This is a genomic window from Flavobacterium sp. 270 (genome assembly GCF_004368785.1).
Classification (GTDB): Bacteria; Bacteroidota; Bacteroidia; order Flavobacteriales; family Flavobacteriaceae; genus Flavobacterium.
Genome location: NZ_SODM01000003.1, coordinates 758542 through 771513 on the forward strand (window position 1 = coordinate 758542; position 12972 = coordinate 771513).

Consider the following 12972-nt stretch of genomic DNA (forward strand, 5'->3'; position numbering starts at 1 on the left):
ATTTTAATTAAAAAAGTTTAGTCCAAGGATTATCGGTACGAAAAGGAACTGCTGGAAATCCTTCTTTATTGATGAAATTGGATTTGGCGGTTTCGTTCCATCCAAAACGTGCGGAAATGGGATGCGGAACTTCGACTGCAGTAAGAACTACTTGATTTCCTTTTATTTCTGCTTTTGCGGGTGCAAATTTCCCGTCTGTTCCGGCTATGCAAAACCAGTTAAGCGGTTTTCCGTCACGACTTGCCAGGCCACTTCCTATACTTTTAAAAGTAATTACAATACTTTGTCCGGTTGTCTTCATTTTTTCATATACAGGCCCAGAACAAACAATTTTCTTTTGTCCGTAGGTTTTGTTTGCGGCAAGAAGACTCAAACGTCGGCCTACTTCCCATTTGTATCCGGGATGGAGATCGGGGATACTGTCGACTAAATCTGTAATGGCAATTCTCCCCGTATTTTTTATATGCAAGGCAAGCTCCTGTGCTTCCCAAAATTCAGGAAGACTTTCTGTAGTATGTGGATGTTCATCTTTGGTGGTAGAATAGGAGTAAGGAGCAAGTTCAACAAAGTAAAAAGGCATTTTTTTGTCATTCCAGTCACTTCTCCAGCTTTCTATCAGTGTTTTAAATTTGTAGGTATAGCTGATATTTTCGTTTAAGAAACAACTTGATTCTCCTTGATACCAAAGAAAGCCCTTCAAAGCAAAAGGAATTAAAGGCTGTATCATTGTGTCATAAAATTTACCAGGCTTGCCGTCATCGGTGTTGGGTTTATCCAGCATTTTTTCATTTTTCATCTGAATAAGTACTTCCATTTTTGAAGTTTGAATCCAAGGTTCAATTCTGCTGCCCGGCACTGCCGCTGAAATCATTCCGATGGGCACATGTAATTTTGAATACAAATCTTTAGCAAAATAGTAACCAACAGCCGAAAAATCTACTAAAGGTTTTCCCATTGCGTTGTCCCATCCCAGATGCTCAGGACTAGGATCCATGTATTTTCTACGGTCGAGAAAAATACGGATATTTGGATTGTCTGCCTTATTTAAATCATCTTCCGGCGGTTTGTATCCTTTTACAGCGGTTTCAAATTTACTGTATTTTCGCATGGCATATTCCATGTTTGATTGTCCAGAGCAAAGCCAAACTTCTCCGATCAGTATATTTTTAAGAACAATTGTATTGGTTCCTTTAATAGTCATCTCGTGCGGAGTAAAAGATGCTTTCATGGGTTTTAGTTTCACTATCCATTTACCAGAATGGTCAGCAATCGTTGTTTTATTTTGCCCGGCAAAATCTACCGATATTTTTTCGCCAGCACTGGCAGTTCCCCAAATCGGTACTTCTTTTAACTGCTGTAAAACCATGTTGTGTCCCAGGATTTTCGGAAGGTTAACCTGACTGAAAAGATTAAAAGTATATAGAAATAAAATGCTTATTGACGGAAGAGTCCATTTATTGAAATACATATTTTTCAGTTTCTATAAAGTTACGGATGTCAAAAAATATCCGATACCTTTTTCTGTTAATGGGAAGGAGGTGTTATTATCCAGAATTATTATTAGTTAACTAATTAACTTTTAATGGATAGTTTCAAAAATAAGAAAATAGCGTTCTGTTTGTATCCTGTTGTATCCTGAGAGGTTTAATTATTATTTTTTAGACAACAACGGCTTGATTTTATCCTTTTAGAATGCTTAAAATATTTCACTGAAAAAAAACTTATATTTATGCTATGAAACTAGATAATAAAGCGGTCATATCAAATCTAAAAAACTTTTTTCAGAAGGAAGAAATTAGTGCTAAGACTGTTCTTGTACAAGAAGGAAAGATGGCGCAAAATGTCTACTATATCGAAAAAGGAGTTGCCAGAGCATGGCTCAATAGTGATGATGGAAAAGAAATTACTTTTCAATTTCTTTTTGAAGGAGATTTTATTTCCTCTTTTGAAAGCCTTCTTAAAGGAGATCTCAGCTGGTATAACATAGAAACTATCGAGCCGTCAATAGTATATAGTATCAAAACTGAAGAACTAAAAGAAAAATTCAATTCTTATGAACATATAAGAGAGTTTTATTACCAATACATTCAGGAGCGATTGATAAATTATCAAAAAATATTATTATCCCGTATTAAGGACAAACCAGAAAAAAGGTATCAAGAATTAAGAAGACAGTCTCCGGAAATTATACAGCGAATTCCACAACACTATATCGCATCTTATCTTGGAATAACTCCTGTTTCATTAAGCAGAATTAGAAATAGAAAGTGATTAATTAACAATTGTTATCGTAGGGAAGAATCGTCCATAGTAATTTTGCATAAAAATTATACATTATGACAATCTCATTTTCAACTTTATCAATTTTACTTCCTGCTGCTATTATGTTTCATGTAACGGAAGAATTTTTATTTCCTGGTGGTTTTTCAGAATGGTACGCAAAATTGGTACCGCCTAAAACGACAACAGGTGGTATTAAATATGGTTATCTTGTATGGATTAATACATTCATGATGTACGCCTGTATTTTACCGCTCTTCTTTGGTGAAACTAATCATGGAATTTCTATTTGGTTTGCTGTCAGTGCTATTGCAGCAATGAATGCTTGTTTTCATATTTGGGGAGTTCTTAAACTCAAAAAATATTCACCTGGTGTAATTACGGGTGTATTATTCTATATTCCACTTTTTATTATTGGAGGAATTCAATTGATCTCTTCTGGAGATCTTTCTTTAACCAAAGCAATTGTTTTTACAGCAGTCGGAGTGGCGTATCATATTTTTTCAGTTTTCAGACAGGGAAAGTAACAAAGCTTGTACAAACACAAATAAAAAAAGTCCTAATCAACGATTAGGACTTTTTTTATGAAAGAATAAAATTCTAACCTATACTTGCTAAACCTCCCGTATTTTCTTGGCTTTTTAGCAAAAAGATATCATCTCCGTTTTACCCGTTTCAGAATAAAGGCTTAAAAAATTAAAAAAATCACAGTCGTTTTTCATTACTTGTCTCAAGACAAGTTGCGCGGCTTTTATTCACACGTTCTTTGCATAGTAATAAACAAATAAATACTATGAAAAACGAAAACAACAACGCACAGCAGGAATTAAATTCCACATTATCTAAAAGTAAAAACACTATTGTAATAGTTCACGGTGCATGGTCATCAGCAAACGACTGGCACAATGTTGCGGGCTATCTTAATGCAGCAGATACTAATCTTATAACAGTAAATCTTCCTGGTCATGGTAATGATCAAACACCCGTATCGAATATAAGTTTACAGCTTTATGTATATGAAGTTTTAAAAGCAATTGGTAATGAAACTGATGTTACCCTAGTAGGTCATAGTTTTGGCGGAATCATTGTAAGTGAGGTTGCAGAGCTAATTCCTTCTCAGATAAAAAAACTAATTTACGTTGCTGCATTTATTCCTAAAAACGGAGACAGCTTACTATCAATAGCACAAACTGATTCAGAAAGTTACGTAGGTAGAAATCTTATTGTAGATGAATCAGCAGGACTTGCCAGTATAGTAAAAGAAGCTATTACAGAGGTCTTTTTAGCGGATGCACCAAAACCGGTTGCAGATTATGTAAGCAATAATTTAAGACCTGAACCTCTGGCTCCTTTAGCTACTCCTGTAACTTTAACAGATGCAAATTTCGGTAAAGTAAAAAAGACATATATCTATAGTCAAAATGATCGTACTATCAGCTACTCGGTGCAACAAACAATGGTTGCAGATGCCGAGGTTCTTAGAACATATTTACTTCCATCAAGCCATACACCTTTTATAGTTTTTCCCGAAATACTATCGGCTATCATAAAACTTGAATCAAACTAAACAAATTCAAAATTAATAACATTTTAAAACCAAGATCATGAAAAAATTCAAATTGATCCAGATGGCCATTGTTGCCTGTATCTTTATCTTATCCTCTTGTTCTAATGATGATGCTCAGAGTAAAAAATCTAATTATGTTCTTGTTCATGGGGCATGGCAAGCTCCTTATGTATGGCAGAAGGTGAAAGAAAATCTTGAGAAAGACGGAAATCAGGTAATCGTTGTCGAACTTCCGGGCCATGGCAATGACCATACTTCACCAAGTACAATAACATTAGATCTTTATAAAGAAAAAGTAATTGATGCCATTTCAAAAGTTAATGGCAAAGTTATATTAGTCGGACACAGCCTTGGCGGAATAATTATTTCTTCAGTAGCAGAGGCAGTACCTGCAAAAATTGAAAAGCTAGTTTACATCGCTGCCTATTTACCAGCTTCTGGCCAGACACTTGATGAACTGGCGCATACGGATCGTGATTCACAGCTGGGTATTGAAGGTAATCTGATAGTTGATAAAGTAAATTATCTGATTGATGTAAAACAAGACCAGATCGCTAATCTTTTTATTCAGGATGGCTCTTTAGAAATTCAAAATCTTGTAGTAAAAAATTACCGCACAGAACCGCTTATCCCTTTTGTAACTCCTGTAACTGTGACAGCAGCAAATTTTGGATCGGTTAAAAAGGTTTATATCAAAACATTACAAGATCACGTTGTGTCGCCCTATTTGCAGGACAAAATGATTACAGCTGGAGAGGTTAAATCTGTATATAAAATAAATACCGGACACAGTCCATTTTTATCACAACCTGATACTCTTAGCTCACTTCTTATCGAAATTTCAAATAACTAAATATCACATAATCATGAAAAAATTAATTTTTGTAGTAACAGTACTTTTATTTTCAGCAGTCACTATCTGCGCACAAAACAGTAAAACCAAAAACGAGGCGACAATTGTTATAGTTCATGGAGCATGGTCATCGTCAAATGACTGGCAGCATGTAACCGAAGATTTAACAGTAGGAGGAAGTTCCGTAATTTCTGTTAATCTTCCCGGACATGGGAGTGATAATACACCAATTTCCGCTATAAGCTTTAAGCTCTATGTAGACGAAGTTAAAAAAGCAATTGGAGACAGACAAAATGTTATTTTAGTAGGGCATAGCTTTGGTGGTATTGTTGTAAGTCAGGTAGCGGAAGAGATCGCTCCTCAGATAAAAAAAATAGTCTATGTTGCGGCTTATGTACCTAAAAATGGAGAAAGCCTGTTGTCAATTGCTCAAACGGATGCAGAGAGCCACGTTGGTAAAAATCTTATTATTGATGAAAAAAATGGGATTGCAAGTATAAAAAAAGAAGGTATTGCTGATGTTTTCCTTGCCGATGCGCCTAAGCAGGTAGCAGATTATGTAGCACAAAATTTAAAGCCAGAACCTTTAGCACCATTAGCAACTCCTGTTACTCTTACAGAAGGAAAATTTGGAAAAATAAGTAAAGTTTTTGTCATGACTTTAAATGACCATACTATCGGATATACGCTACAGCAAAAAATGGCTAAAGACGCTAATATAGAAAGATTGTACAGTCTTCCATCAAGTCATACACCTTTTATAATGTTCTCTCACGTATTGGCTCAAATCATTGCTTTGGAAGCAAAATAAGAAAAATTAAAATAACAATTTAAAATTAGGAATCATTTACTCATTAGAAGTATTAAAAGATGCATTCAGATAAATTATGGTTCCTGACTAAGAAATAAATTAAAATTTAAATGAAAACAAAAGAAAACATTTTTACAACAAAAGAATTTTTACATCAGACTGCTCCAACAAAGGTTATAAAGGTAAATGATGTAGATTTTACATACCGTTCTTTTGGTAGAAAGGAAGGCATACCAGTTGTATTTTTACAGCATTTTACAGGAAACATGGACAACTGGGATCCGCAACTGACAGATGCAATTGCTACTGACTATCCGGTCATATTATTTAACAACAGAGGAGTGGGAAGCTCTAAAGGAATTACTCCTGATAATGTTTCGGCTATGGCGCAGGATGCTGTAGATTTTATTCACACTTTAGGTTATACAAAGGTTAACCTTTTAGGATTTTCTCTTGGAGGATTCATAGGACAGCAAATAGCTGCAGATTATCCTGAACTTGTTTCTAAACTTATTTTAGCAGGCACAGGTCCTAAAGGAGGAAAAGCGATTGCCCAGTTAGAATCACATTTGCAAAAAGCCTATGTAGATGGACCAGACAGGGTATTGATTAATCTGTTTTTTAGTAAAACGCCAAATAGCATTAATGCGGGCGAAGCTTTTTTAGAAAGACTGGCTCAAAGAGATAATGACAGGGATATGCCAAGTAGTCCTGAAACCATTACCAGTCAGGCTAAAGCGATAATTAATTATGGTTCTGCTATAGATAATGATAATACACAGCTAAAATCGATAAAGCAGCCTGTACTTATTGTTAATGGGAATGAGGATGTTATGGTAGATTCAAGTAATTCCTATACAATGCTTCAGCATATTCCAAATGCAAAATTGGTACTTTGGAGCGATTCAGGGCATGGGGTGATTTTTCAATACAGTAAAGATTTTGCACAGGAGGTAAATACATTCTTGTCTAATTAAAATGAATTTATAAAAGGAAATACAGGCTATTGTGTTGTTGGAATTGAATTTTATTTAACTTGCAGCATCCACCAGCACGCCTGTAATACTCTCAGAAGTCTAATGTTAAATATGAAATAAATGGATAAACAGGGATTAAAAAATTATATTATAAAAAATCTACCATTTCCGGATCGCACCTTAGATGATGTAGTGGAATATTTTGAAGAGATTTCCATTTCTAAAAATGATTTTTTTCTTAAAGAAGGAAAAGTAAACGATCGCTATTTCTTTTTGCAAAGCGGTTTTATGAGAGCTTTTACATATGATACTAATGGCAATGAGATTACAACAAATTTTTATAAAACAGACAGCGTCGTATTTGAAGTATCATCATTTTATCTAAAAACACCATCTACGGAAAATATACAAGCGGTTACAGACTGCAGAGGATATGCAATAAGTTACGACCAATTGAATTTATTACTGCATACCATTCCGGAGTTTAGGGCTTATGGGGTTAAGATGCTGGCAAGAGAATATGTTTTGTATAAAAAACGTGCTTTAGAATTAATAAATCTCAGCGGTGAAGCACGTTATGAAAACCTTATCGCTACAAATAAAGAAGTTTTTCAGCATGCCCAACTTAAACAAATAGCGTCTTATTTGAATGTTACGGATACTTCCTTAAGTAGAATTCGCAGGGAATTCACGAAAAAATAATCTTGGAGAGAAGCTTAATTTTGCAACATCAACAAATAATTTGAGTCACTTATTTTATAAGAAGTTCAAGTATCGATTAAAGTTCAGTATGGAAATAAACCATCTCAGGAGTTAATTATGAGGTGGTTATTTTTTTTGATCTATAAAAAGGAAAAAGAATTATTATTCATAAAAAAAGAGATACAAGACTTTATAAATCTTTTTTATTTTTGCTTTATATCTTAATTATTAGTTTTTTTATTGTGAGTTAAGTTAAATTCGTATAAATAAAGTTAAGACTCATTGTGTTTATTAGCTAAATTATCAATTTATGGTTATTTGCTTAATAGATGATTAAACCATATTAATAAAAATAAAATGATTCAAAAAAAAATTATCCTGTTTATCATTCTGCTTCTTTTCAACACAGGATTCAGCCAGCAAAAACTAAAGCAGTCAATTAATGCAAATTGGAAACTGTATAAGGGTAAAACAACTCTTGTTGATTTAGAAAAAGATAAAAACCTGAATTGGGAAGAAATAAATTTACCTCACAGTTGGAATACACAGGATGTAATGGACGATCAATGGGGATATTACAGAGGAGAAGGCTGGTATAAGAAAACAATATTTGTGAATCCAGACTGGAAAAACAAATCGGTTAATCTTTATTTTGAAGGTGCAAATCAGACAACAGAAGTTTACATCAACGGAAAAAAAGTGGGTTCTCATATAGGAGGATATACCGCTTTTAGTTTTCCTGTAAATGATTATTTGGACTTTGAAAATCCTGAAAAAGGAAATGAACTTGTTATAAAAGTAGACAACAGTTTCAACGAAGATATTCCGCCACTTGAAGCTGATTTTACTTTTTTTGGAGGTATATATCGAGATGTTTATTTGGTTGCTGCCAATGAAGTTCATTTTGATATGGATAACCTGGCTTCGGATGGTGTTTTTGTAACGACTCCAAATGTATCTGCGGAGAATGCAAAATTTCAAATAACCGGAAAAATTGAGAACAAATCAAACCTTCCCAAACAATTAAAAATTACCACAACTTTATACGATGCCGATAATCTTGCAGTCGCAAATATTAGTTCTGATTTAAAGATAAAGCCAAATTCAAAAATCGACTTTAAACAACTTTCGGAGAATATTCAAAATCCAAAATTATGGTCACCTGATCAGCCGTATTTGTATAAGGCAGTTTCTGTTATTTCAGATAAGAAAACCAAAGAACAGTTAGATCTATTTACGGCACCAATTGGTTTCAGATGGTTTGAATTTAGTGCAGACAAAGGTTTTAAACTAAACGGAAAATCCATGAAATTAATTGGAGCCAACCGTCATCAGGATTACAAAGATCTTGCAAATGCTTTACCAGATGCTTTGGCCGAAAAAGATATGCAGCTCATTAAAGATATGGGCGGTAATTTTGTTCGCGTATCACATTACCCTCAAGATCCATCAATACTTGAAGCTTGTGACAGATTAGGTTTACTTGCGATGGTGGAAACTCCTGAAGTAAATAGAATTACTGAAACAGCTGCTTTTGAAACCAATAGTCTAGAAATGCAAAAAGAAATGATTCGTCAAGGCTATAATCATCCAAGTGTGATTATTTGGGCCTATATGAATGAAATTTTATTACGCCCAAGATATGATCAAAAATCTGAAGAAAGAAAAACGTATTATCGTAATCTTGCCGCGCTGGCGCAAAAACTCGAAGATTTAACACGACTTGAAGATCCTTCGCGATACACTATGATACCCAGCCACGGCAGTTTTGATTTGTACAATGAAGTTGGATTAACTAAAATTCCAATGATTGTTGGGTGGAATTTATACCCTGGCTGGTATGGCGGTACATTTTCCGGTTTAGAAACATTTCTGGAAAAACACCATAAAGTATTGCCGGATAAACCATTAATTATAACCGAATATGGCGCAGATGCAGACAGAAGAATACGTTCTAACAATCCGGAAAGATTTGATAAATCGATGGAATATGCAATGCTTTACCATAAACATTATTTAAATGCGATTCAAAATTTAGATTATGTTGCCGGAGGAGCGATTTGGAATCTGGTCGAATTTAATTCTGAAGGAAGAGCAGACAGCTGGCCGCACATGAACAATAAGGGAATTGTTTCGTGGGACAGAATTCCAAAAGACGCGTATTATTTCTATCAGGCAAGATTATTAAAAACACCAGTTGTGAGCATTGGTTCTAAAAACTGGGTCAATCGTTCAGGCACTTTGAGTTCTGAAGATGATAGTGTGTATTATGAAAATTTAGAAGTTTTTTCAAACGAACCAGAAGTAACATTAAAAATAAACGGACAAAGTTTAGGAAGCCAAATCGTAAAAGAAGGTTCGGCAATATTTAAAGTTCCATACAAAAATGGACAAAATTTAGTTGAAGCGTTTTCTACTAAAAATGAAAATGTAAAAGATTTTGCATTAATTAATTTTACACTTTACGGTCCAGATTTAAAAAGTAAAAAGCTTCCTTTTGAAAGTATCCGAATTAGTTTAGGAGATAAAAGAGAATACACAGATGAATTAACACATCAAAACTGGCTTCCGGAACAGCCTTATCAAAAAGGAAGCTGGGGTTATGTTGGAGGACAAGTGTACAAACTTCCGGGAAATCCATCAATTCCTTATGGAACCAATAAATTGATAAAAGGAACAGAAAACGAAGCCATTTACCAAACGCAGCGAGTAGGTATTGAAGGTTTTAATTTTGATGTGCCAGACGGAAAATATGAAGTTACACTTTATTTTGCTGAATTTCTTTCGGGTAATACCAGAGAAGCTTTAGTATATAATCTTATAGAAAAAACAGAGAAAGAAGAAAAAGCATTCCGAACTTTTGATGTCTTGATTAACGACGAAATATTTCTTGAAAACTTTGGAAATAATAATTATTTAGAACCTGAGAAAGCCATCAATATTAAAACAACAGTCTATGTAAAGGATGGAAAAGGAGTTAGGGTTGATTTCAGAAAAAAAACCGGACAAACCATTTTGAACGGAATCGAATTAAAGAAAATCTATTAATTTTTAAATAAAAGTGGATTCAATGGGCAAAGCTAAAGGCTTGTGTGGCTGAAAATGCAACATCTCTGCTATTAACTGCCCCAAATTTACTTTCTGGTTTTTTCATATAAACTTATTTTTATCAGAAATAATTTTAGTGTTTCAATGTGTAATTGATTTTAAAATAATGACTTCAGAATATGTATTCTAAAAAAAGTTTAGAATTTAAAAGGAATCAAAAATCAGCATTGCATTACAACTTTAAACTAACTGCTAAAAAATAATTCATGAAAAAATTAAGTAGAATTACGTTAGCGCTTACATGTGCTTTAGGATTTGCATCATGCTTTGAAAATTCCGGACAAGAACAAAAAGAGATGAGTTTAAATACCAATAATAGTGCTGATAAAAAAGCTGCATCTTCTTGGGTAAAACAATTTGAAGATACATTTGATGTAGGTTCGACACTTTCTAAATGGACAAAGGTACAGCGTACGGATTATAATTCTAATTATTGTGATTATAACAGTTCTGTTCCTACAATACAATTACGAGACGGAAAAGGGTGCCTGGAAATTAAGACCTCAAAGCTAAGTGCATCTAAATATCAATCGGGATTGGTTAAGTCTGTTTATCAATATAAACCAGAAAATAACACTGAATATGTACTGGCCGCTACTATTAAATTATTGGCAATGGACGGAGCTAATTATAGATCATTTACAGATACTTACGGAGCTTGGCCGGCTTTCTGGTCTGTTCAGGAAAACGGATGGCCTACGCATGGAGAAATTGATATTATGGAAGGTTATTCTTTTGCGCCAAATGCATCTCGTTTTGCATCAAATCTTTTTTATGGCACAGCCACGGGTGCTAATCAATTGGCAAATCAGGCAGAGCGACAATATCCGGGTACATTTAATGTAAATGCGAACAATGGATGGCATTTGTACGAATGTTACTGGAAAATGAAAGACAACGTTGTAACCGTAACTATAAAAGTCGATAATACAACTGTTTCTACTTATACTAACAGCAATGTTTCGAAACTTAATTTAAATAAATTTGAAAACCATAATATAATTTTAAATATGAATGTGGGATCAAATGATTCGAGTTTTATAGATCCTAATAAGATAAATTTATTTACAACTGTTATGATGTGGGTAGATAATGTTTCGGTTTCTAAGCGATCTATCTAACAAATAACAAACGATTAAAGTATTTAAAATCGAATAAAATTATCAAAATAAGATATAAAAAAAAAACACCACCTTTTAAAGTGGTGTTTTTTGTTTTTGATATCTATTAGAAATATTTACATTTAGTTTAAACCTTCCAAAAATCCTGTATGAGCGCTTTTTATAGCAAAATTTGAATCGTATAATAAAGGCCAGTCATTTCCTGTGTGATTTAGTTCTGTGCTGTACGGAATCCAGGATTCGTTGTCTTTCATTCCCCAAATCGTTAAAGCATATTTATTTGCCGCCGGAAGCGCATTATAAAGCTGAACGATCTCTTTGTATTTTTCTTTTTGAGCCAGTCTTCTTTCATTGGTAAAAGTAGATATATCATTAAATTGATTTACCTGTATATCCAATTCCGAAACATGAATTTTCAGCCCTTTTGCAACAGCTTTATTAAGATCAGTTTCTATTTGAGCTTTGGTTGGGCTTAAATAAGTGTTGTGCATCTGGAAACCAAGACCATCAATTAGTTTACTTGCTTTTAAGTCATCTACAATACTAAAAACTTTATCCTGTTTTGGGATATTAGTTGAGGTCGCATAATCATTATAAAACAATAATAAATTGGTATCACCTGCTGCAATTGCAGCGTTTCTAGCCCATTGAAAACAATCTTTTACATAATTTGGTCCCATTCGCTGCAAGAAAATAGTATTTCTCATAGCGCCGCCATTGTCATCTACAGATTCATTAACCACATCCCAGGACTTTACTTTTCCTGCATAATGAGTAACAACATCCGTAATGTACTTTTTAACTTCTGCAGCAAATGCAGCATCGGTACCAGAAAAATCTTTTAACCATTGCGGCACCGCATTGTGCCATACCAAAGCATGACCATGAACATTGATGCCATTGGTATTTCCGTAAGCAACAATTTTATCTGCTACAGTCCAGTTGTAAACACCGCTTGCAGTAGAAATTTGATCCATCTTCATTTCGTATTCGGCAGAAATACTGCTAAATTCATTTTTCAAAATAACATCATAAGGACTTCCGCTCGTTAATTGTGAAGCTTTTATTGCCATACCTACAAAGAATGGGTTTGCGAGTTTATTTACTTTTACCTTTAAAAAAGTTGGATCTTCCGGAATACCGTTTGTACCTGTAGTTACCACGCTAATAACATTAGAATAATCTGAAATTTCTGTATCTGATTTAGCTCTAACTCTGTAATAATACTTCGTACCTCCGGTTAGGCCAACTACAACTTCGTTTAAATCGGTAACTGGTTTTGCATTGTAGTTTGGGACAAAAGAGGCAAAATTTTCGGTTGTAGAAACATCTAAGAGATAGCTTTTTGAATTAGAAACGTAATTCCATTTTGCTTTAAAACCATTATCATTTACATCTTTTGGGGCGTTTGCAATTGGCGTTTCTAAATTAGCAGCAGTTTCGTTATCGTCTTTTGAGCAGGCATTTAAAAAAAAGACGAGGCTTGCCAGCGCGAGCACTAGTAAAAATTTAATTTTCATACTGTTTTTTATTATAGAATATCCTTTTAAGGG

General features: G+C 34.0%; 11 protein-coding genes. 9 read left to right on the forward strand and 2 right to left on the reverse strand.

What is annotated here, in order from left to right; all coding sequences use genetic code 11:
- Positions 1-7: 7 nt before the first annotated feature.
- A complete protein-coding gene (locus tag EV144_RS14705) occupies positions 8-1468 on the reverse strand; it encodes a sialate O-acetylesterase (RefSeq protein WP_134149904.1) in 1461 nt (486 codons plus the stop codon).
- 266 nt (positions 1469-1734) lie between these two features.
- Here EV144_RS14705 and EV144_RS14710 point away from each other — a divergent pair, with 266 nt between their 5' ends.
- From EV144_RS14710 to EV144_RS14750, 9 genes are all read left to right on the forward strand, one after another.
- A complete protein-coding gene (locus EV144_RS14710) occupies positions 1735-2271 on the forward strand; it encodes a Crp/Fnr family transcriptional regulator (RefSeq protein WP_134149905.1) in 537 nt (178 codons plus the stop codon).
- Positions 2272-2336: 65 nt separating this feature from the next.
- Positions 2337-2807 (forward strand): HXXEE domain-containing protein, encoded by a 471-nt coding sequence (locus tag EV144_RS14715; RefSeq protein WP_134149906.1) that lies wholly within the window; start codon positions 2337-2339, stop codon positions 2805-2807.
- 266 nt (positions 2808-3073) lie between these two features.
- Entirely contained in the window at positions 3074-3847 is a 774-nt protein-coding gene (locus EV144_RS14720; protein WP_134149907.1) for an alpha/beta fold hydrolase, read from the forward strand.
- Between the two features lie 37 nt (positions 3848-3884).
- On the forward strand, positions 3885-4700 hold the full coding sequence (locus tag EV144_RS14725) for an alpha/beta fold hydrolase (RefSeq protein ID WP_134149908.1): 816 nt from the start codon (positions 3885-3887) through the stop codon (positions 4698-4700).
- A gap of 13 nt (positions 4701-4713) precedes the next feature.
- Complete coding sequence (locus tag EV144_RS14730) at positions 4714-5511, forward strand: alpha/beta fold hydrolase (protein ID WP_134149909.1); 798 nt, start codon at positions 4714-4716, stop codon at positions 5509-5511.
- 110 nt (positions 5512-5621) lie between these two features.
- On the forward strand, positions 5622-6488 hold the full coding sequence (locus EV144_RS14735; RefSeq protein WP_134149910.1) for an alpha/beta fold hydrolase: 867 nt from the start codon (positions 5622-5624) through the stop codon (positions 6486-6488).
- Positions 6489-6608: 120 nt separating this feature from the next.
- Positions 6609-7190 (forward strand): Crp/Fnr family transcriptional regulator, encoded by a 582-nt coding sequence (locus tag EV144_RS14740; RefSeq protein ID WP_134149911.1) that lies wholly within the window; start codon positions 6609-6611, stop codon positions 7188-7190.
- Between the two features lie 357 nt (positions 7191-7547).
- A complete protein-coding gene (locus EV144_RS14745; protein ID WP_134149912.1) occupies positions 7548-10238 on the forward strand; it encodes a glycoside hydrolase family 2 TIM barrel-domain containing protein in 2691 nt (896 codons plus the stop codon).
- A gap of 266 nt (positions 10239-10504) precedes the next feature.
- Positions 10505-11419 carry a family 16 glycosylhydrolase gene (locus EV144_RS14750; protein WP_134149913.1) on the forward strand — a complete coding sequence of 305 codons (915 nt, stop codon included), beginning with the start codon at positions 10505-10507 and terminating at the stop codon, positions 11417-11419.
- A 122-nt stretch (positions 11420-11541) separates the two neighbouring features.
- Here the strand turns inward: EV144_RS14750 and EV144_RS14755 are convergent, their stop codons facing one another.
- Positions 11542-12939 carry an endo-1,4-beta-xylanase gene (locus tag EV144_RS14755; RefSeq protein ID WP_134149914.1) on the reverse strand — a complete coding sequence of 466 codons (1398 nt, stop codon included), beginning with the start codon at positions 12937-12939 and terminating at the stop codon, positions 11542-11544.
- Between the last annotated feature and the right edge of the window lie 33 nt (positions 12940-12972).

Bases quoted from the DNA above. Each gene is read 5' to 3' on its own strand.
- EV144_RS14735 (WP_134149910.1), top strand. From the start codon at position 5,622: ATGAAAACAAAAGAAAACATTTTTACAACAAAAGAATTTTTACATCAG.
- EV144_RS14730 (WP_134149909.1), top strand. From the start codon at position 4,714: ATGAAAAAATTAATTTTTGTAGTAACAGTACTTTTATTTTCAGCAGTC.
- EV144_RS14750 (WP_134149913.1), top strand. From the start codon at position 10,505: ATGAAAAAATTAAGTAGAATTACGTTAGCGCTTACATGTGCTTTAGGA.
- EV144_RS14725 (WP_134149908.1), top strand. From the start codon at position 3,885: ATGAAAAAATTCAAATTGATCCAGATGGCCATTGTTGCCTGTATCTTT.
- EV144_RS14715 (WP_134149906.1), top strand. From the start codon at position 2,337: ATGACAATCTCATTTTCAACTTTATCAATTTTACTTCCTGCTGCTATT.
- EV144_RS14710 (WP_134149905.1), top strand. From the start codon at position 1,735: ATGAAACTAGATAATAAAGCGGTCATATCAAATCTAAAAAACTTTTTT.
- EV144_RS14745 (WP_134149912.1), top strand. From the start codon at position 7,548: ATGATTCAAAAAAAAATTATCCTGTTTATCATTCTGCTTCTTTTCAAC.
- EV144_RS14720 (WP_134149907.1), top strand. From the start codon at position 3,074: ATGAAAAACGAAAACAACAACGCACAGCAGGAATTAAATTCCACATTA.
- EV144_RS14740 (WP_134149911.1), top strand. From the start codon at position 6,609: ATGGATAAACAGGGATTAAAAAATTATATTATAAAAAATCTACCATTT.
- EV144_RS14755 (WP_134149914.1), bottom strand. From the start codon at position 12,939: ATGAAAATTAAATTTTTACTAGTGCTCGCGCTGGCAAGCCTCGTCTTT.
- EV144_RS14705 (WP_134149904.1), bottom strand. From the start codon at position 1,468: ATGTATTTCAATAAATGGACTCTTCCGTCAATAAGCATTTTATTTCTA.